This is a genomic window from Aestuariirhabdus litorea (assembly GCF_003864255.1).
GTDB lineage: Bacteria > Pseudomonadota > Gammaproteobacteria > Pseudomonadales > Aestuariirhabdaceae > Aestuariirhabdus > Aestuariirhabdus litorea.
The window spans coordinates 2,111,520-2,130,577 of record NZ_QWEZ01000001.1 but is presented as its reverse complement, the minus strand read 5'-3'; the positions used below and the strand labels follow the sequence as shown (position 1 = coordinate 2,130,577).

Below are 19,058 nucleotides of genomic sequence, written 5' to 3'. Positions count from 1 at the left end.
GCTTAGGGGGAATCTGGTAGCATGTGGCTGGGGCGGAATCTGGCCGCCCGCGTATACCCATAACGATAAGGCGAGCGGACCCTATGCCCACAGCGATCATCTCCCACGTTGAGTGCCGCCAGCACAGCATGCACGATCACCATCCGGAGGATCCGCGTCGAACCGACGCTATATCCGACCAACTGATCGCCAGTGGCCTCGATCTTTACCTGATGTACGAAGATGCGCCGGTGGTGGAGCGGGAGCAGCTGTTGCGTGTCCATGATAAAGCCTATCTTGACTCGCTTGAGGAGATGGCGCCGGACGAGGGGCAGGCACTGGTTGAAGTGGATGATGATACGGCCATGAACCCCTATACCCTGCAGGCTGCGAGACGGGCCGCAGGGGCGGCCGTTCACGGGGTGGACCTGGTGGTCGGTGGGCGTATGGATGCGGTGTTCTGCAACGTTCGCCCCCCGGGTCACCACGCCGAGCGCAACAAGGCGATGGGCTTCTCCTTCTACAATAACGTGGCGGTGGGTGCCGCCCACGCGATTGAAGCCCACGGGCTGGAGCGGGTCGCGATCATCGACTTCGATGTGCACCACGGAAACGGGACCGAAGATATCTTTCACGATGAACCGCGGGTACTTTTCTGCTCCCTCTTCCAGCATCCTTTTTACCCCCACACCGATCCCCACAGTGACCGGGACCATATCCTCAAGCTGCCCCTTGGCAGTGGCACTGATGGTGCCGAGCTACGGCTGGCGGTGGATTGCGCCTGGCTGCCGGCCATTGAGCGCTTCAAACCGCAACTGATCATGGTCTCCGCCGGCTTTGACGCCCACCGCGAGGATGAGATGGGACACCTGCGTTTTGTCGAGCGGGATTACCAGTGGCTCACCGAGCAGCTGACCCATATCGTGGACCGGGTAGAGGGGTGTCACGGTATCGTATCGGTACTGGAGGGCGGGTACTCCCCCTCGGCGCTGGGTCGCAGTGCCGTTGCCCATATCCGCGCCCTGGCGCGGGTATAGCAGATAGAAAGTGCGCCCTGGCGCGGGTATAGCGACGCAAGGGGGCGAAGATGCCCCCGCGTTGAACGAGGTCAGTCTGCGCTGGTCTCCTTCAACGGCATGCGCATCTCCACCATGCCGTCCTCCAGCATAAACTTCACCTTGAAGCCGAGCTTGCGCGAGAGCTCAATCATGCCGCGGTTCTCCGGCATGGTATAGCCCATGATCTCGTCGATCTGCTGCTGCCGGCAGTAGTTGATCACCTTCTCCATCAACATCCGCCCCAGCCCCTGACCCTGAGTGTCAGGCCTGAGAATGACAGCAAACTCCGCCTCGGTATTGTCCGGGTCGACATGCACCCGTACCACCCCCAGGGTGGTATCGACGCCGGACTGCTTGCGGGTCGCGATAAAAGCCATCTCCCGGTCGTAGTCGATCTGGGTGAGGTGCGCCATATCCTCGTGGGTCATCTCACCCACCTCGCCGAAGAAGCGCTTGTAGCGGTCCTCCCGGGTCAGGCTGAGGTCAAAGGCCTTATGGCTGGGTTCATCTTCGGGGCGAATGGGGCGCAGCAGCACGCTGCTGCCATCGCGCAGTGTCCGCACCTCCTCCAGTGACTTGGGGTAGGGACGGATCGCCATGCGCAGTGCCGGATTCTCCGGGGTGGGCTGCAGCTTGATGGTGGCATCGAGCACCACGATCTCGCTGCCGGTCACCAGCGCCGGGTTGAGGTCGATCTCCACGATCTCCGGGCAATCGGTGATCAGGTGAGAGACCTGGGTCAGCAGGATACCGAGGCTGTGGCGATCAAGCCCCTCGGGGAATCGGCGGTCCTTGAGCTTGTTGTCCGCCAGCGCCTGGATCACCAGGTAGCGGGCCAGTGCCATATTAAGAGGGGGGAGGGCGACCGCAGCATCTCGGGTAACGTCCCAGTCCGAGCCCCCCTCTCCCAGCAGGATGACAGGGCCGAATACCGGGTCGGTCTGTACTGCGATGCGGATCTCCTGGGCTCCGGCTCGCTGTGCCATCGGCTGCAGCACCAGGCCGTCGACCCGGGCGGCGGGGTAAGCGCTCGCTACCCGGCTGAGCATTGCCTCGGCAGAAGTCAGGACCTCCGATGTGCTGTTGAGATTAAGCACTACCCCGCCGACTTCCGATTTGTAACGGATCTCGTCGCACAATAGCTTAAGAGCGACGGGGAACTGGAGTTGCTTGGCCAGGCTGGCCGCCTGTTGCGGGTCCTCTGCGATCAGGGTTGGAATGCTCTGGATACCGTAGGCGGACAGTATTGGTCCCGCCTCGTAGGTTTCCAGTTGCATATTCTGTTGTTCGAGCGCCGTGGCAATGGTGGCGTGGGCGGCCTCGGTGTCGGTGATGACGTTTTCCGGCACCGACTCCGGGGTCTCCAGCAGCAGTTTCTGGTTGCGGCGATACTCCACCATATGCATAAAGGCACCCACCGCGCCGGCCGGGGTTCGGAAGGTGGGGATGTCGGCTTTGGCAAACAGGCGCCGGGCCTCCTGCACCGTCTCCTCTCCGGTCCAGTTGGTGAAGATGTTGGGGCACTGGCGGGGTTTGCAGGTGCTCAGGGTCTCGATCACGGTGTTGGCAAAGTCGGTCGCCGGCGCGGCGGCGGCCGGGGCATGCATCACCAGGATTGCGTCGGCCTCTTTGGATTCCAGGAGCAGTTTGAGGATGTCGCCGTAGCGTTTGGGCGGTGCGTCACCCAGCAGGTCGATCGGGTTACCGGGTACCCAGCCCGGTGGCATCAATTGTTGCAGCTTCTGCTTGAGTTCATCGCTCAGTTCGGCCAGTCGGCCCTGACGCTCAATCAGGGTATCGATGGCCATCACCGCCGGGCCGCCCCCGTTGGTAATAATCGCCAGCTTCTCCCCCTTCAGGGGTTTGTCGTGGGCCAGGGTTTCCACCGCAGCAAACAGCTCGTGCAGGTCTTTCACCCGGAGCATACCGGAGCGGCGGATTGCCGCGTCGTAGACCGCGTCGGAGCCGGAGATACCGCCGGTGTGCAGGTGAGTCGCGATCGCGCCCTCGAGGGTTCGCCCGGCCTTGAACACCAGCACCGGTTTGTTGCGGGAGGCCGCGCGGGCCGCCGACATAAAGGTGCGTCGATTCTGGATGGAGTCGATGCACAGCAGAATCGCCCGGGTATGGGTGTCGCGGCACAGGTAGTCGATCAACTCGCCGAAGTCGACATCGCTGGCATCCCCGAGGGAGATAAAGTTGGAGAACCCGATCCCCTTGGGTTTGGCCCAGTCGAGAATGGTGGTGCAGATGGCGGCAGACTGGGAGATCAGCGCGATCTTGCCCGGCAGTGCCGGGGTGTGGGAAAAACTGGCGTTGAGGCCGATAGCCGGAATGATCATACCCAGGCTGTTGGGGCCCAGAATGCGAACCTTGTGGCGGCGGGCCGACTCCAGCATCGCCTCCTTGATGGTTTGCCCCTCCACGTTCATGCGGTTAGAGAGGCCGGCGGCGAGCACGATGGCGCTGCGGGTCCCCTTGATGCCCAACTGCTCGATGATCTCCGGAACCCGGCGTGCGCTGGTGCAGAGAATGGCCAGGTCGGGGATGGTGGGCAGGGTGTCGATGGAGGGGTAAGCCAGCACGCCACCGACCGCTTCATATTTGGGTGAAACGGGCATGATGGGGCCGGAAAATCCACCCTGCAGCAGGTTACGCATAATGATGTAACCCGCACGTTTGGGGTTGTTGGAGGCTCCAATTACCGCCACCGATTTCGGGCGAAGTAGTTGTGCAATATTCTTCTGGCTCATAGAGGGGCGCCTGTGTGGTCCGTAAATGGGCAAGCAGTCGTCTGTGGAGGTATAAAACCTTAACTTAGCGCAATCAAGGCGCCGGTTCCTCCTATTTTGGTCGATGCCGGCGGGAACCTGAGGACGGTCACACTCCCGCTCTGTGAGGCACTTTATCACCCCGTTCATCCCTGTGATCGCTGCCGCGACCGACCCACAGGGGCGTGGGGAGTGCCGGTCAGGCAGGAGCATTGTCCGGCCCATCCATGGTCATAAGCCGCTACCGCCATTCATGGCTCTCGCGGCATACCGGTCGACCCTGTGATCGCTACTGCCATCCCTGGCTCTCGCGATCTACCGCCCGTCCCTGTGATCGCTACTGCCATCCCTGGCTCTTGCGATCTACCGCCCGTCCCTAGGCATAAAAAAGGCGACTCGGGGAGTCGCCAGGGCTTTACAACGAAGTCGGTCAGTAGCCTTTGAGCTTATCGATATACTCCGGCAGGAAGAGCGAGATCTCCGGGATATAGGTGATCAGGATCAGGAACATCAGTAGCAGGCTCAGCCAGGGCAGGCAGGCCTTGATGACCCAGCCCATGCTGCGTCCGGTAATCCCCGCTGTTACAAACAGGTTGAGTCCGACCGGTGGTGTCAGCATACCGATCTCCATGTTGACCACCATGATGATCCCCAAATGGATCGGATCGATACCCAGCTTCATGGCGATGGGGAACAGGATGGGTGCCATGATCAGCAGGATGGCCGAAGGCTCCATAAAGTTACCGGCCATCAGTAACAGCAGGTTAACGACGATCAGGAAGCCCCAGGCTGGAAGCCCCCATTGAACGATGGTTTCCGCGATGCTGTGGGGAATGCGTTCGGTGGTCAGTACGTGGGCAAAGAGCATGGCGTTTGCGATGATAAAGAGCAGCATCAGGCTGACTTTGGCGGCGTCCATCACCACCTTGTTGACCTCTTTATCAAACACCGACCGCGGCAGGGCAATCAGCATGGCGACGCTGTTGCGTACTCCGGCAGAAATCAGGTTCTCCCCCTGATTTCTCCACTCGGTCTTTTTCAGCGGTCCCATATCGCGATAGCCAATCACTGCAACCAGGTAAGCGTAGAGCGCTGCGACGGCAGCCGCTTCGGTTGGGCTGGCGATACCGCCGTAAATGGAGCCCAGCACGATCACGATCAGCATCAGCCCGCCCATGGCAATGGCGCCGGATTTCATCAGCTTGCGAAAGCCGGGGAAGGGTTGTGATGGGAGCCCCTTGATGCGTGCAATGATGTAGATCGCGATCATCAGGATACCGCCCATCATCAGGCCCGGAATCAGACCGGCCATAAACATCCGGGCGGCTGATACCTCGGTGGCGGCCGCGTAGACCAGCATCACAATGGAGGGGGGAATCAAAATACCCAGGGTGCCCGCATTGGCGATGACACCGGCCGCAAAGGACTCCGGATAACCGGCGCGCACCATGCCCGCGATGACGATGGTACCGATCGCCGCCACGGTGGCGGGCGAGGAGCCCGATACCGCCGCGAACAGCATACAGGCCAGCACCGAAGCCATCGCCAGGCCACCGCGAATGTGACCCACCGAATCGATGGCAAAGTCGATCAGGCGCTTGGCTACACCACCGGTTGAGAGAAACGCGGAGGAGAGGATAAAAAACGGAATCGCCAGCAGCGTGTAGTGTTCGGAGGTCGCCTCGAACAGCTTCAGCGAAATGGAGGCCAGCGAATCATTAGAAAACATCAGTATTGTTGCCACGCTGGAGAGGCCCAGAGCGATGGCAATCGGCATGCCCAACAGCATAAACGCGAAGAGCATGATAAAAAGGGCGGCTGTAGTCATGGGCTACTTCTCTCCCGGCGCAGTCGTTTTATGGGGATGGGTAGTGGAGTCGGTGGCCTCCTTGGAAAGCTCTTCGGCCAGATGCATGCTCTCCTTGGCTTCATCGGCCAGCTTGAATCCATCGGCCTTGCCGGTAACCAGATTCCATAGCAGGTGAATAAACCGAATCGCTAGCAGGATAAAACCGATAAACAGAATGCTGGTGGCGATCCACTTGGGGAAGGGGAGGTCTTCCAGCTCGATGCCGATCATCTTGAGCTTGGCCAGATATACCCAACCGCCATAGAGAAAGAGGCCGCAATAGAACAGGCATAGCAGCACCGCCAGTATAGCGGCATAACGCCGGGGTTTGTCGGGTAGCAGTTTGACGAAGGCGTCAACGCCAATGTGTGCCCCTACCTTGATGCCGTAGGAAACGCCAAACAGAACAAACCAGGCTGCCATCAGCAGGGTAACCTCCTGTGCCCAGTGTATCCCGGTGTTGAAGCCAAAGCGTAAAACCACTTCGAAGAACACCAGCAGGGTCATTGCAACCAGAAGAAAGCGGATGAAACCCTCTTCCAGGCTGTTAATGATATCCCTCATAATCGCCTCTCTATATGTGCTTTAAGTGTGATCCATAGTGGATCTGGAACAGCGCCGTACACCCCAGCTTAGACCGGGTAGGTAAAAAACGGCGAGGTATCCAATTATCCGGAAAAAAGCAGGGCGGTCGGTGCCGCCCTGCCAGGGTACTGCGTACTGACGCTTACTTGTTGGCCGCAACGGCTGCGTCGATATTTTCCTGGCCAATCTGGCTGGCAAACTGAGCCCATACCGGCTTCATCGCCTCTACCCACTGCTGACGCTCTGCATCAGACAGGGCGAGTACTTCGGAACGGCCGGAGTCGATGATCGCCTGACGGTCGGAGTCACCCTTTTCGGCAGCAATGTTGTTGCCGTAAGCGATCGCCTCGTCCAGGGCCTTCTTCAGCTCGGCACGAACATCGTCATCGAGGCCCATCCAGAACTCGGTGGAGGTTACGATCAGGTAGTCCAGTACACCGTGATTGGACTCGGTGATGTAGGGCTGAACTTCGAAGAACTTCTTGGAGTAGATGTTGGACCAGGTGTTTTCCTGACCGTCGATGGCTTTGGTCTGAAGCAGGGTGAACACTTCGGAGAAGGGCTTCTTCAGGGGTACCGCATTGACGGCTTCAAACTGGGCCTGCAGTACATCAGAAGTCTGGATACGGAACTTCTTGCCGGACGCATCGGCGGGGGTGCGCAGCGGGTCGTTAGCAGACAGCTGCTTCATGCCGTTGTGCAGGAAGCCAAGGCCGATAAGACCCTTGTTCTTCATGGAGCTCAGCATCGCCTGACCGGTAGGACCGTTCTGGAAGCGCTCAACAGCAGCCATATCCTTGAACAGGAAGGGCAGGTCAAAAATCTGCAGGGACTCGGTGTATTTCTGGAACTTGGACAGAGAGGGAGCGGCCATCTGTACATCGCCCAGCAGCATGGCCTCAAGGACCTTGTTATCACCGAACAGCTGGGAGTTAGGGAAGACCTTGACCTCTACCTTGCCAGCGAGACGCTCGGCAACCAGGTCGCGGAATTTGAGGGCCATCTGTCCCTTGGGGGTGTTTTCAGCTACAACGTGAGCGAACTTCAGCTCAACGGGCGCGGCCTGGGCCACGGTTGCGCCGGCGACGGCGGCACAGACAGTCAATGCGGTCAGAGATTTCTTGAAAAGGTTCATGCTTTCTACCCTGTCGAGTGTTGTGTTGGTTTTTATAGTGTGTGGGTAGCGACGAATCGCTCCCGGCTAGCATTATCAACAACGCTACTATTTTATAAGCAAGGAGAGTGCCACTTTTTTTTGGTTTCAATAAGTGCTTATAAAACAGATGGATAGGTTTCTTATTAGACTTTAGGTTAACGCATTTTTTGGGTGATAACCCACCCATTTGACGTGATTTTAGGGGTTGGTATACACCCAATTTTGCCCCGTTTTGCTTGATCGATATCAATGGCCTGACCGGGATCCCCGGCTTTATCTCCCCTTTGTGCCGGTTTAGGCGCTCCTGTCGCCTGGCCCTGTGGGCGATGTACGAAACTCACCCATTACTTTCCAGGCAAGAGAGGAGATCCCGGCGTCGCGGCTGGGGGTATAATGAGAACCACAAAAAGCTAATCGATAAGGAGTCTGTGATGGGGGTTATGCTTGCTCTCCACCTGTTGGCTGCAGTGATCTGGGTGGGAGGGATGTTCTTTGCGTATGTGGTGTTGCGCCCGGTGGCGGCCACGGAACTGGAACCGCCGGTAAGGCTGAGACTATGGCGGGGGGTGTTCCAGCGTTTCTTCGGCTGGGTGTGGGCCTCGGTGCTCCTGCTATGGGGTACAGGCCTCGGGATGGTGTTGGGGGTGTTTGGCTCCTTTGCCAGGGTGGGCTTGCATGTTCACCTGATGCTCGGGTTGGGGCTGCTGATGACGCTGCTGTTTTTGGGCCTGTATCTCAGCCCCTGGCGGGCGCTGAAGCGGGCGGTCGATGGTGAGCAGTGGCCTGAAGCGGGTGCGGCCCTGAACCGAATTCGGGGGCTGGTGGCGTTTAATCTGTCGCTGGGGGTGTTGTTGGTGGTGATTGCGTCGGGTGGGCGCTACCTATTGTAGGCGGTGGATCGGGACACAAAAAAGGCGAGCCGGGGGCTCGCCTTTATGCGCGGGTGACCGGTTTTGCCGGTGCCCCGGGTGGCTCTAGTTAACGCCGCGAGGGAGGGTATCCCGACCCGACAGCTTCTGTTTCCACAGCTGCTTCGGGGTGAGGCCACCGCCGGTGGTAGCGGGCTTGGCTTTTGCTTTGGCGGCGGGGGCTTTCTTGGGGGCTGCCGCTTTTTTGGGGGCCGGCTCAGCCTTGGCTGGAGCTCCGGACAGCTCAGTGGTCATTTCGGCCAGATCTGCCAGGCGGACAGACTTGCCGCCATCTACGCTGTACCAGCTGCCCTTCTGGTCGATCTCGGGTGCCTTGCCATTAGCCTTGGTGTAAGCGGCGGTGAACTCTGCCAGTACCTGCTCTTTATCGAGTTTGCTCATAATCTTTCCTGAATCGTACCCATATTATCTGTGTGTTCGCCTAGAGGGTAGGCGTTTAGGGGGGTGAAGGCAACCGTCGGTGGCCAACACCCCCCAATGAGAGACTACAAAGATTCTATCTTTTTCAGCTGATCTTCCAGTGTCTGCTTCGCAGTTTGGGCATCAGCCATCTTGGCGCGCTCCTTTTCGACGACTTCAGCCGGTGCCTTATCGACAAAACGAGGATTGCTTAATTTGCCCTCAAATCGAGCCACCTCTTTGCCCAGTTTATCGATCTCCTTGGCAAGGCGGGCACTTTCAGCCGCCTTGTCGATCAGCCCTGCCATGGGTACCAGCACCTCCATCTCGCCCACCAGGCTGGTGGTACTCATGGGAGCATCGGCCGCATCAATCACCTCGATGGAGTTCAGTTTGGCCAGCTTGCAAAGGAAGGTGCGGTTGGGCTCAAGGCGGGCGATACCGGCGGCATCAATGTTGCTGAGCAGTACAGGGATCTCCTTGCCGGGGGCAATGTTCATCTCCCCGCGGATGTTTCGAACCGCCAGGATAATCCCCTTGAGCCACTCGATATCGGCAATCGCCTGGGTGTCGATCTGTTCCGCCTCGCTTTGAGGGTAGGGCTGCAACATGATGGTTTCACCACTCGCGCCGGCCAGGGGCGCGACACGCTGCCATATCTCCTCGGTGATGTAGGGCATCATCGGGTGGGCCAGTCGCAGGATCGCTTCCAATACCCGCACCAGGGTACGGCGGGTACCGCGCTGCAGCAGGGGGCTGGCGTTCTCATCCCAGAGTACGGGCTTGGAGAGCTCCAGGTACCAGTCGCAGTATTCGTTCCAGACAAACTCGTAGAGGGCCTGGGAAGCCAGGTCGAAACGGTAGCTGTCCATCGCCTCGGCGATCTCGGTTTCAGTCTGCTGGAGGCGCGAGATGATCCAGCGATCCGCCAGCGAGAGCTCCACTTCGCCACCGCTCTGCCCGCAATCCTGCTCCTCGGTGTTCATCAGCACGTAGCGGGCGGCGTTCCAGATCTTGTTGCAGAAGTTCCGGTAGCCCTCCATGCGGCTCATATCGAATTTGATATCGCGTCCGGTAGAGGCCAGCGAGCAGAAGGTGAAGCGCAGGGCGTCGGTACCGGAGGCGGTAATGCCCTCGGGGAAGTGCTTGCGGGTCTGCTGCTCAATCTTCTTGGCAAGTTGAGGTTGCATCATGTTGCCGGTGCGCTTGGCCACCAGCTCCTCGAGGTCAATACCGTCGATCAGGTCGAGGGGGTCGAGCACATTACCCTTGGACTTGGACATCTTTTGTCCTTCCTGGTCGCGCACCAGACCGTGTACGTAGACGGTCTTGAAGGGTACCTGTGAGGTGCCATCCTCGTTCTTCATAAAGTGAAGCGTCATCATAATCATGCGCGCAACCCAGAAGAAAATGATGTCGAAGCCGGTGACCAGTACCGAGCTGGGATGGAAGGTCTTGAGCTCCGGAGTCTGCTCCGGCCAGCCTAGGGTGGAGAAGGTCCAGAGGGCAGAGGAGAACCAGGTGTCGAGTACGTCCTCATCCTGGCGCAGGGTGATCTCCTCGCCGAGACCATTGGCGCTGCGCACCTCAGCTTCATCACGGCCGACGTAGACGTTGCCCGCCTCGTCGTACCAGGCGGGAATACGGTGACCCCACCACAGCTGGCGCGAGATACACCAGTCCTGCAGGTCGCGCATCCAGGCAAAGTACATGTTTTCATACTGCTGGGGCACAAACTTGATGTCGCCATCTTCCACCGCCTTGATCGCCGGCTCCGCCAGCTTTTGCACGGCAACGTACCACTGGTCGGTGAGGTAGGGCTCGATCACCACACCACCTCGGTCGCCGTAGGGTACCTTGAGGGCGTGGTCGTCGATCTTCTCGATAAGGTCCAGGGATTCAAACTCCGCCACGATCTGTTTGCGGGCCGCAAAGCGCTCCAGCCCTCGGTAGTTTTCGGGCAGGGAGGCATCCAGCTCGCTGTTGGGCGTGCCGTCGCTATTGAACACCTCAGCCTGGTCACGAATATCGGCGTTGATGGTGAGGATGTTGATCATTGGCAGCTGGTGGCGCTTGCCGACTTCGTAGTCGTTGAAGTCGTGAGCCGGGGTGATCTTGACGCAACCGGTACCGAATTCGCGATCCACGTAGTCATCGGCGACGATCGGGATCCGGCGGTTGACCAGCGGCAGGGTGACGAACTTGCCTACCAGCGCGCGGTAGCGCTCATCGTCCGGATGCACGGCCACTGCGGTGTCACCGAGCATGGTTTCGGGACGGGTGGTGGCGACTACCAGGTAGTCGAGCCCATCGGCGGTTTTGGCGCCGTCAGCGAGGGGGTAGCGGAAGTGCCACAGGTGCCCCTTGCTATCGCGGTTCTCCACCTCCAGGTCGGAGATGGCGGTGTGCAGTTTGGGATCCCAGTTGACCAGGCGCTTGCCGCGGTAGATCAGCCCCTCCTGGTGGAGACGGACAAACACCTCTTTCACCGCATTGGAAAGCCCCTCGTCCATGGTGAAGCGCTCGCGGCTCCAGTCGACCGAAGCGCCCATGCGACGCAACTGGCGGGTGATGGTGCCGCCGGACTCTGCTTTCCACTCCCAGACCTTGTCGAGGAACTTCTCGCGCCCGAGGTCGTGGCGGTTGATGCCCTGGGCCTGCAGCTGGCGCTCTACCACCATCTGGGTGGCGATCCCTGCGTGGTCGGTACCCACCTGCCAGAGCGTGTTGTTGCCCTTCATCCGGTGGTAGCGAATCAGGGTGTCCATGATGGTGTCCTGAAACGCGTGCCCCATGTGCAGGCTGCCGGTCACGTTGGGAGGGGGGATCATGATGGAGTAGGGGGTGCCCTCTCCGGAGGGGGCAAAGTAGCCCCGCTCTTCCCAGGTGGTGTACCAGCTACGCTCGATTTCGTTCGGTTGGTAGGTTTTATCCATGGTGTGCTACAGGTCTTCTCGTCGGATCGGTCAAACCGGGCATTATACATGGCTCCTGTCCCGGCGAGCCATAGTTCAGGGCCGATTGGAAGGGGAAATCGGTTTCGCAAGCTGGCCCGCGGCGGACAGGGAGGGCAGCGCGAGCGCGGCGGGGGCCCTGCACCTTAAGAGGGGCTAAAGCCTGTCGATCTGCTCGATCAGGCGCTTAAGCTGCTGGCGCAAGCGCTCGCGTAACTGGGCTTCAAGGCGAGGCATTGTCTCATCCACCATCTGCTGCAGGATCTGCTCGCTTTGCCCCTCCAGCAGGGCTCTGACCTGTTGTTGCTGGTCGCTCGGCAGTGCGCGCAGTCCCTCCCACAGAGGACTCTCCTGGGGTAGGCCAGAGTCCGCCGTCGGCATCGCCCTGCGGGCATTGAGTTTGTCCAGCGCCTGTTTGGGGAGGAAGGGGTTCTCACCGAGCATCTCCCGGGTCAGGGGCTTCAGAAGAGGGCTTCCGCGCTGGACGTTGGCCTCAAAGGCGCTTTCGGCCCGAGCCCGGTAGTTGTCGGTCGCGGGCTGTGGTTTTTTAGCCGGCGCAGGGGGGGGCTCGCCGTTATCCACCTCGTTGAGGATCGGAATATTATCGGAGGGGGCGCGCTCGCCCTGCAGCTCGTCGTCGAGCAGCTGGCGGATCGACATCAGCTCGTCGAGCAGTGCTTTGTCCTCGGCAGGGTCTTTTTTGGCCATGGCTCGCCTAGCCTCTTATGCGGTGGGTGTGCATGGGGTAGCCACGCTGCTGGTAAAAACGGTAATTGTCCCGCGACTGGCGCTTGGCATCCTCATGGTTGGTCACAATTTCGGCGACCCGGGTAAAGCGACCAAAACAGTCGGGAATGCGGTCGGCGAGGTTGATCAGCAGGTCATGATGGTCGCCGGCCTCCTCCGTGTGCCCCACCTCGATGGGCGCACCCTCGCCGGTGAGACTGCGTATCTGGTGGGGCAGGAAACGCTCGCCTCTATAGCTCCACAGCAGGTCGTCGAGCTGTTGCGCCTGGGTGTCATCCTGGGTATGGATGAACACCCGGTGGCCGAGCTGGTAAGCCTTTTCAGCCAGCCGGCAGCTGAAGAGCAGGGCATCCTGCCGTTGCACTCCCGGAAGCAGGTAGAAGTCGACGCGGGTCATCTCGGCCTCGCCCCGGTCAGTCCAGGCTGTCCAGCAGGAACTGGCTCAACAGTGCCACGGGACGCCCGGTGGCCCCCTTGTTCTGCCCGCTTAACCAGGCGGTACCGGCGATATCGAGGTGAGCCCAGTCAAACTTCTCGGCGAAGCGGGCGAGGAAGCAACCGGCCGTGATGGTGCCGCCGCCGGGCCCCCCGATATTGGCAATATCGGCGAAGTTACTATCGAGCTGTTTCTGGTAATCCTCGTTCATGGGCAGTTGCCACACGAGGTCCGCTGCCCGTTTGCCGGCCCGGGTCAGGCGCTCGGCGAGGGCGTCATTGTTGCTCATCATGCCGCTGATGTGGTGGCCCAGGGCGACGATGCAGGCACCGGTGAGGGTGGCAATGTCGACCACCGCCGCGGGCTTGAAGCGCTCGGCGTAGGTGAGGGCGTCGCACAGTACGAGGCGACCTTCGGCATCGGTGTTGAGTACCTCGATGGTTTTACCGGACATGGAGGTGATGATGTCACCGGGCTTGGTGGCGGTGGGTCCGGGCATATTTTCGGCGCTGGCGATCATGCCCACCACATTGATGGGAAGTTTCAGCTCGCACAGGGTGGTCATGGTGCCGATGACGCTGGCGGCACCGCACATATCAAACTTCATTTCATCCATACCGGCGCCAGGCTTGAGGCTGATGCCGCCACTGTCGAAGGTGATCCCCTTGCCGAGCAGCACTATGGGCTGGTCCGATTTTTTCCCCCCTTTGTACTCGAGGGTGATCAGGCGTGCCCCCTGGGCACTGCCGGCACTGACCGACAGCAGGGAGTGCATTCCCAGCTCGCGCATCTGTTTTTCGTCCAGCACCTTGCAGCTGAGGGCACTGTGCTTTTTGGCCATCCCCTTGGCGCGCTTGGCGAGGTAGCTGGGGGTACAGATATTGCCGGGCAGGTTGCCCAGGTCGCGGGCGGCGTGGATTCCAGAGACAATCGCCTGGGCGTGCTCGCTGGCGCTAGAGAGTGGGGTGGACTGGGCGCGAGAACTGGCCAGCAGGGTAACCTTGCGCAGCGGCAGCGGCTTTTTGCTGCGCTCGCTTTTGAGCTGGTCGAAGCGGTAGTTGGCTTCGCCCACGGCCTGCAACAGCTGGCGCGCTTTCCAGTAATCGTCAGCATCGGTCACCGGCTGGTCGCACAGCGCCAGGGTGAGCTCCTTGCAGGCCGCCTGCTTGATAGCGGAAGCCATGGCACGGGCCGCCTTGAGGAAATCCGCCTGGCTGATGGAGGTGTCGCACTGGCCGGTGCCCACCAGCAGCACGCGCTCGGCCTTGACCCCGGGAACCCGATGCAGCATCAGGGACTGTCCCGCCTTGCCCTTGATATCGCCGGCTTTAAGCAGGCTCGAGAGCATACCATCGGAGAGTTGGTCAATCTGCTGGGCTGCGGGGCTCAGGGCCCCCTTGTCTCCAACAGCAACAGCCAGGCAGGCGGTGCTTTGTTTTTCCAGTTCTCCGGTTTTGGCGATAAATTCCATGTATACTCCGCAAGACAAAAGAGGTGGCTTTAAGTGATAATTGGCGCTGCCGTTGCAGCCATCCAGAAGCAGCAGAACGTCGGTCGGATTGGACCTCCTCGAGGCACCTGGAGAGTCGTCGCTGCCGGTGTTCAAGTGTACGCAACCGAACCCCTTTTGTCAGTGCCGGGCGCTTCCCGAGACGCTGTTTTGAACGCTGGAGAGAGTTTCGTTTGATTATTTTCCGTTACCTGGCGAAAGAGGTCATGCTTGCCTTTTCAGCGGTCGCCGCCGTGCTGCTGCTGATCATACTCAGCGCACGCTTTATCTACTACCTGTCCCGTGCGGCCAGCGGACGAATGAACTCCGATTACCTGTTCGCGCTCATGGGTTACCAGATTCCCGGATTTTTACTGCTGTTGCTCCCCCTGGCCATCTTCATGGGCATCCTGCTGGCTTACGGCCGGCTCTACGTGGATAACGAGATGACGGTGCTGCGAGCCTGCGGCATGAGTTCGCGTCGACTGATGGCCTATACGATGATGCCGGGGTTACTGGTGGCGAGCCTGGTGGCGGCGCTGAGCTTTTCGGTGGCCCCCTGGAGTGCCAAGAACACCGAGTGGATTCTGGAGAAGCAGAAAACCCTGACCGAGTTCGATATGCTGCTGCCGGGACGCTTTATGGAGGCGGATGACCGGGTCACCTACACCGAAGCCCTGAGCGACGACCTCAAAACCATGGACCGGGTTTTTATTGCCCACTTCGACGCACGGGATCCCCGCGGCCGGCTTACCCTGCTGCTGGCCGAGCGCGGTGACCAGCGTTTGATGGAGGGAACCGGAAGTCGTTACCTGGAGCTGCACGATGGGTACCGTTACGATCTGATTCCGGGGGACACCGATGTTCGCGCGATTCAATACGATACCTACGGGGTCAAACTGCCAAGAAACGATAAGGAGATCGAGATCTCCGAGGTCAAGGCACTCAGCACTCCGCGCCTCTACAATGGCGACCGGGAGCAGACCGGCGAGCTGCTCTGGCGCATCTCGCTGCCGGTGATGGTGCCGATTCTGGTGCTGCTGGCGATCCCCCTGAGCCGGGTGAATCCCCGCCAGGGACGCTATATGCGACTGCTGCCAGCGGTTGTACTCTACCTTCTCTATCTGGGGGGCTTGTTGGCCAGCAGCAGCGCGGTCGCCTCCGGGCGACTGGATGCCAGCCTGGCGATGTGGCCCCTGCACCTGTTCTTCCTGTTATTGGGCCTGGGCCTGGGCTGGGGTGGCGAGCTGCTGGCCCGGCTTCGCTTTCCCGGGCGGGCATTGAAGGGGGCAGCATCCTGATGAGATTGCTCGATGCCTATATAGGCCGTACGGTATTCGTTGCCATCCTGATGGTGCTTGTGCTGCTGCTGGGTCTCGACTTTGTGCTGGGTATGGTAGCCGAGTTAAGACGCCTCAAGCTGGATTACCAGGTTCCCGAGATGCTGATCTACCTGCTGATGAAGATGCCCCAGCGAACCTACGACTACCTGCCCTTTGCCAGCCTGATCGGCTGCCTGGTGGGGGTCGGCAGCCTGGCTACCCACAGCGAGCTGGTGGTCATGCGTGCAGCCGGCGTGAGTTTGTGGCGCATTGTGTGGGCCGTGTTCAAGCCGATGCTGTTGCTGGTGATGATCGGTACCGCCATCGGTGAGTACGTGATGCCCTACACCGAGCACCTGGCGGACAGCGAGCGCGCCCTGCAGCGGGCGGGGCACCAGGACTCTATCCTGCAGCAGGCCGGAGTCTGGCACCGGGAGGGGGATGAGTTTCAGTACTTTAACGTGGTGGAGCCCAACGGGGTGCTGCACGGGGTCAGCCGTTTCCGTTTCGATGAGAACTTTCGCCTGCTGGAGAGCAGTTACGCCAAACGGGCTATCTCCCAGGGGGATCACTGGATTCTGGAGGACGTACAGGTCAGCCGCCTGGAGGAGCAACGTATGGTGAGCGAGCACAGCCAGACCCTGCGCTGGGATACCGGCCTGACCACCGATGCGCTCAATATCATCTCGGTCAGCCCTGAGGATCTCTCCATCCGTGGGCTCTATGCCTACGTCAACTACCTGGAGCGGCAGGGGCTCGATGCCTCCGAACAGGAGCTCGAGATGTGGAAGAAGCTGATGCAGCCGCTGGGCATTATTGCGCTCATCGTTATCGGGGTCTCCTTTGTGTTCGGCCCCTTGCGCTCGGTGACCATGGGTCAGCGGGTGTTTATCGGCGTGCTGTTTGGCTTTGGTTTCAAGATCTTCCAGGACCTTTTGAGCCCGGCCAGCATGGTGTTCGGTTTCTCGCCGGCACTGGCGGTGGCAGCCCCTATCCTGCTGTGTTTGCTGCTCGGCTGGTGGTTGCTGCGCGGGGCGGCCTGATCCGCCCCTAAGGCATTCAGCAGGTGTTCGCGGGTTATTTCTTGCGTTTGGTGTTGGGCAGTAGGACCACGCGTGAGAGTGAGTAGCGGTCGTGCCAGGTTAGCCCCTCTTTGTCGAACTTGGCCCAGAAGAAGCCAGCGCCCAATAGCAGCAGCGAGGGTATGGCCACCAGGTAGCGCAACAGGCACTGCCAGAGGCTGATCATACTGCCATCCTCATTTTGAATACGAATGCTCCACGCCTGCATGCCCAGGGTCTGGCCACTGCGGGTCCAGAAGATGGCAAAAAACCCAAACACCACCATAAACAGCAGGGAGGTCAGGAAGGCGTCTCCGTGGGAGCTGTTGAGTTGCTGCTCGGTGGCCTCACTGCCACCCAGTAGTACGCGAATGCCGATGTAGATCGCGGTGACCAGCATCGACAGCGCAACGATCAGGAGGCTGTCGTAAAACATGGCCGCGAAGCGGCGCCACAGGGGGGCGTTGGCGAGTCGGGTTTGAGGGTCGGGTTGGTGCATGGAACTCAGGATACCGGGTATGGGCGAAAGAGGCGCCATTCTAGCAGAACCCCCCGCCGACGGCACTGTCCTGAGTATTCACCTCCGGGCGGATGGGGGCGGGTAAAAATCGTTAAAAAGGGTGATGTGATTCCGGAAGCATAGCCAGCACACTGGGTATCGGGAGAGGGGCGCTATTTTTTGTGATCCCTGCTGATAACAATAACAACCAAAACAATGCCTTGTTCGTGGAGGTCAGAATGAAATTCCTAGTCCGGGCTGTTCGGGGGGGGTGCCTTTGGGTGCTTCTGGCAATGTTAAGCGGTTCGCTCCAGGCCCAGGGCGAGGTTGATGCGTCGCAGCGCCGCCTCGCCATGCAGTTGATAACGGACAGCTATATGCTGCGTTTTTATAGCTATCTGGGGGATGACTACCTTAACTTCTCCGGTACCCAAGGAATCAATGAGCATAGAGAAGGGGCGACGAATGCGGCCAGGGCGTTGGTGGCGGCCACCGGTTCTACTGAGCTCGAGGAGGCCTGGCAGGGCTATGACCAGGCGCTCAAGGCCTTTGTAGGGAATTGGAGGCAACAGCAATACCCGGACTGGTATTCACTGCAGGATCTCTACAAAGGGCATCGTGTGCTGCTGGAGTTGCTGCAACGCAACTATGAAAAGGGTGAAGGGGGGGAAGTCTTTGCGGTCAATCTGGCCCTGCTGGATATGATAGAGTATTACATGCACCTCAATACGGAAGTTTACCAGGCACACCGCCATCCCCGGGGAATAGAATATGACATGGCCAAGGAAGCGGTTGCATTTGAGAAAAGGCTGCTACCGCTGGTGGAGTCGAAGAGAATCGATAGTTTTTCAGGGCTGAGGTGGAAGTTCATCAAGCCACTTTTTGAGAACTATGAAATGGAAGCAGCCCCCATGACCCTGCTGCGCCACGGGGGCGGGTTAGCTGAAAGCCTGGGGGCGGGTTAACCCGCTGCCGGCAGCATCTGCTGCAGTGCCCAGCGCTGGCTGGCGCTGTTCGGCTCGGCAAAGTTATCCAGCACGCTGAAGTGGTTGCACCCCTCGGCATCCCAGCGCTCGCAGGGAATCCCCTGGATTTGCAGGTGATGACTGAAGATATCGCTTTGCCGATGAAAGGCGACGGATTCTCGCTCTCCCACCACCATTGCATGGGGAATACTCAGCAGGGCCTTGAGTCGCAGGGGGCTCAGCTCCCGGGCCTGGTCAGAGTGCAGTCGCAGTGCGTCGTTGATGGGGGTATGCATGAGGGGGCTCAGTTCAAACAGTCCGCTCAGGGAAAGGATGCTGCCGACTGCATCCACCAACTCACCCCCCCAGCCCTGGCAGCCCATCAATGCCGCCAGGTGGCCCCCTGCCGAGTGTCCACTCAGGTGAATCCGGTTGACCTCCAGAGGAAGTGACAACCGCTCACGCCAGAGACGCGATAACCGGCGTTGTACGCTTTGGGCCAGCTCGACCATAGACACGTCAGGGCACAATGGGTAGCCCATCACGGCGAAGGGAATACCCCGCTCAAGAAAGGGGCGGGCCAGAAAACCGAAGGAGTCGGGGTGCTGCGACTGCCAGTAACCACCGTGAATAAACAGGTGCAACTGGTCGGAGCTGAGGCTCTTTGGCCAGTAGAGATCAATAAACTCCCGGGGGTTGTCACTTTGCATCAGGCGTTGGCGCCGGTACTCCTGGCGCAGGGTCTCGCTGCGGGCCGCCCAGCGCTCGAAAAACTGCGGATGTTCGGGCACGGCACGACGCGCCATGTACTGTTGGCAGGCCTCTTCGCCGCTGATACGCAACAGGGGATCGAGCATGG

General features: G+C 59.8%; 16 protein-coding genes. 5 read left to right on the top strand and 11 right to left on the bottom strand.

Translation table 11 applies throughout. The features are described from left to right. Nucleotides 1–83: 83 nt before the first annotated feature. The gene (locus tag D0544_RS09815; protein ID WP_125015763.1) at nt 84–1,016 is read left to right on the top strand and encodes a histone deacetylase family protein; all 933 of its coding nucleotides are present in this window, start codon (nt 84–86) and stop codon (nt 1,014–1,016) included. 71 nt (nt 1,017–1,087) lie between these two features. Here the strand turns inward: D0544_RS09815 and D0544_RS09810 are convergent, their stop codons facing one another. The 4 genes from D0544_RS09810 to D0544_RS09795 all read right to left on the bottom strand — a co-directional run bounded on the left by D0544_RS09810 (nt 1,088) and on the right by D0544_RS09795 (nt 7,377). Beyond that, nucleotides 1,088–3,790: a bifunctional acetate--CoA ligase family protein/GNAT family N-acetyltransferase gene (locus D0544_RS09810; RefSeq protein WP_125015762.1), complete on the bottom strand. Its 2,703-nt coding sequence runs from the start codon at nt 3,788–3,790 to the stop codon at nt 1,088–1,090. Nucleotides 3,791–4,238: 448 nt separating this feature from the next. After that, nucleotides 4,239–5,636 carry a TRAP transporter large permease gene (locus D0544_RS09805; RefSeq protein WP_125015761.1) on the bottom strand — a complete coding sequence of 466 codons (1,398 nt, stop codon included), beginning with the start codon at nt 5,634–5,636 and terminating at the stop codon, nt 4,239–4,241. Between the two features lie 3 nt (nt 5,637–5,639). Next, on the bottom strand, nt 5,640–6,221 hold the full coding sequence (locus tag D0544_RS09800; RefSeq protein WP_243647278.1) for a TRAP transporter small permease: 582 nt from the start codon (nt 6,219–6,221) through the stop codon (nt 5,640–5,642). Between the two features lie 163 nt (nt 6,222–6,384). Continuing rightward, entirely contained in the window at nt 6,385–7,377 is a 993-nt protein-coding gene (locus D0544_RS09795; RefSeq protein ID WP_125015759.1) for a TRAP transporter substrate-binding protein, read from the bottom strand. 452 nt (nt 7,378–7,829) lie between these two features. Here D0544_RS09795 and D0544_RS09790 point away from each other — a divergent pair, with 452 nt between their 5' ends. Continuing rightward, complete coding sequence (locus tag D0544_RS09790) at nt 7,830–8,288, top strand: CopD family protein (protein ID WP_125015758.1); 459 nt, start codon at nt 7,830–7,832, stop codon at nt 8,286–8,288. An 84-nt stretch (nt 8,289–8,372) separates the two neighbouring features. On the opposite strand, the gene D0544_RS09785 is transcribed toward D0544_RS09790, so the two are convergent. The 5 genes from D0544_RS09785 to D0544_RS09765 all read right to left on the bottom strand — a co-directional run bounded on the left by D0544_RS09785 (nt 8,373) and on the right by D0544_RS09765 (nt 14,334). After that, nucleotides 8,373–8,708: a hypothetical protein gene (locus tag D0544_RS09785; RefSeq protein WP_125015757.1), complete on the bottom strand. Its 336-nt coding sequence runs from the start codon at nt 8,706–8,708 to the stop codon at nt 8,373–8,375. Between the two features lie 104 nt (nt 8,709–8,812). Then, nucleotides 8,813–11,662 carry a valine--tRNA ligase gene (locus D0544_RS09780; protein ID WP_125015756.1) on the bottom strand — a complete coding sequence of 950 codons (2,850 nt, stop codon included), beginning with the start codon at nt 11,660–11,662 and terminating at the stop codon, nt 8,813–8,815. 174 nt (nt 11,663–11,836) lie between these two features. Then, nucleotides 11,837–12,388, bottom strand: coding sequence for a hypothetical protein (locus tag D0544_RS09775; protein WP_125015755.1), 552 nt, complete (start codon nt 12,386–12,388; stop codon nt 11,837–11,839). 7 nt (nt 12,389–12,395) lie between these two features. After that, a complete protein-coding gene (locus tag D0544_RS09770; protein ID WP_125015754.1) occupies nt 12,396–12,824 on the bottom strand; it encodes a DNA polymerase III subunit chi in 429 nt (142 codons plus the stop codon). A gap of 16 nt (nt 12,825–12,840) precedes the next feature. Further along, complete coding sequence (locus D0544_RS09765; protein WP_125015753.1) at nt 12,841–14,334, bottom strand: leucyl aminopeptidase; 1,494 nt, start codon at nt 14,332–14,334, stop codon at nt 12,841–12,843. A 212-nt stretch (nt 14,335–14,546) separates the two neighbouring features. Here D0544_RS09765 and lptF point away from each other — a divergent pair, with 212 nt between their 5' ends. Together lptF and lptG are read left to right on the top strand one after the other, a co-directional pair. After that, on the top strand, nt 14,547–15,653 hold the full coding sequence (gene lptF, locus D0544_RS09760) for an LPS export ABC transporter permease LptF (protein WP_125015752.1): 1,107 nt from the start codon (nt 14,547–14,549) through the stop codon (nt 15,651–15,653). Next, a complete protein-coding gene (gene lptG, locus D0544_RS09755; protein WP_125015751.1) occupies nt 15,653–16,717 on the top strand; it encodes an LPS export ABC transporter permease LptG in 1,065 nt (354 codons plus the stop codon). The genes lptF and lptG overlap by 1 nt, the downstream gene beginning before the upstream one ends. Before the next feature lie 34 nt (nt 16,718–16,751). Here lptG and D0544_RS09750 read toward each other — a convergent pair whose 3' ends face one another. Further along, entirely contained in the window at nt 16,752–17,234 is a 483-nt protein-coding gene (locus D0544_RS09750) for an RDD family protein (RefSeq protein WP_125015750.1), read from the bottom strand. A 182-nt stretch (nt 17,235–17,416) separates the two neighbouring features. Between D0544_RS09750 and D0544_RS09745 the strand changes: the two genes are divergently transcribed. Further along, the gene (locus D0544_RS09745; RefSeq protein ID WP_125015749.1) at nt 17,417–18,199 is read left to right on the top strand and encodes a hypothetical protein; all 783 of its coding nucleotides are present in this window, start codon (nt 17,417–17,419) and stop codon (nt 18,197–18,199) included. On the opposite strand, the gene D0544_RS09740 is transcribed toward D0544_RS09745, so the two are convergent. After that, nucleotides 18,196–19,056 (bottom strand): alpha/beta hydrolase, encoded by an 861-nt coding sequence (locus D0544_RS09740; protein ID WP_125015748.1) that lies wholly within the window; start codon nt 19,054–19,056, stop codon nt 18,196–18,198. The genes D0544_RS09745 and D0544_RS09740 overlap by 4 nt on opposite strands. Nucleotides 19,057–19,058: the final 2 nt, after the last annotated feature.

Excerpts from the sequence above, each read along its gene's own strand:
- D0544_RS09785 (WP_125015757.1), bottom strand. The coding sequence starts at position 8,708 with ATGAGCAAACTCGATAAAGAGCAGGTACTGGCAGAGTTCACCGCCGCT.
- D0544_RS09780 (WP_125015756.1), bottom strand. The coding sequence starts at position 11,662 with ATGGATAAAACCTACCAACCGAACGAAATCGAGCGTAGCTGGTACACC.
- D0544_RS09790 (WP_125015758.1), top strand. The coding sequence starts at position 7,830 with ATGGGGGTTATGCTTGCTCTCCACCTGTTGGCTGCAGTGATCTGGGTG.
- D0544_RS09775 (WP_125015755.1), bottom strand. The coding sequence starts at position 12,388 with ATGGCCAAAAAAGACCCTGCCGAGGACAAAGCACTGCTCGACGAGCTG.
- D0544_RS09770 (WP_125015754.1), bottom strand. The coding sequence starts at position 12,824 with ATGACCCGCGTCGACTTCTACCTGCTTCCGGGAGTGCAACGGCAGGAT.
- D0544_RS09765 (WP_125015753.1), bottom strand. The coding sequence starts at position 14,334 with ATGGAATTTATCGCCAAAACCGGAGAACTGGAAAAACAAAGCACCGCC.
- D0544_RS09750 (WP_125015750.1), bottom strand. The coding sequence starts at position 17,234 with ATGCACCAACCCGACCCTCAAACCCGACTCGCCAACGCCCCCCTGTGG.
- D0544_RS09800 (WP_243647278.1), bottom strand. The coding sequence starts at position 6,221 with ATGAGGGATATCATTAACAGCCTGGAAGAGGGTTTCATCCGCTTTCTT.
- D0544_RS09810 (WP_125015762.1), bottom strand. The coding sequence starts at position 3,790 with ATGAGCCAGAAGAATATTGCACAACTACTTCGCCCGAAATCGGTGGCG.
- lptG (WP_125015751.1), top strand. The coding sequence starts at position 15,653 with ATGAGATTGCTCGATGCCTATATAGGCCGTACGGTATTCGTTGCCATC.
- D0544_RS09795 (WP_125015759.1), bottom strand. The coding sequence starts at position 7,377 with ATGAACCTTTTCAAGAAATCTCTGACCGCATTGACTGTCTGTGCCGCC.
- D0544_RS09740 (WP_125015748.1), bottom strand. The coding sequence starts at position 19,056 with ATGCTCGATCCCCTGTTGCGTATCAGCGGCGAAGAGGCCTGCCAACAG.
- D0544_RS09815 (WP_125015763.1), top strand. The coding sequence starts at position 84 with ATGCCCACAGCGATCATCTCCCACGTTGAGTGCCGCCAGCACAGCATG.
- D0544_RS09805 (WP_125015761.1), bottom strand. The coding sequence starts at position 5,636 with ATGACTACAGCCGCCCTTTTTATCATGCTCTTCGCGTTTATGCTGTTG.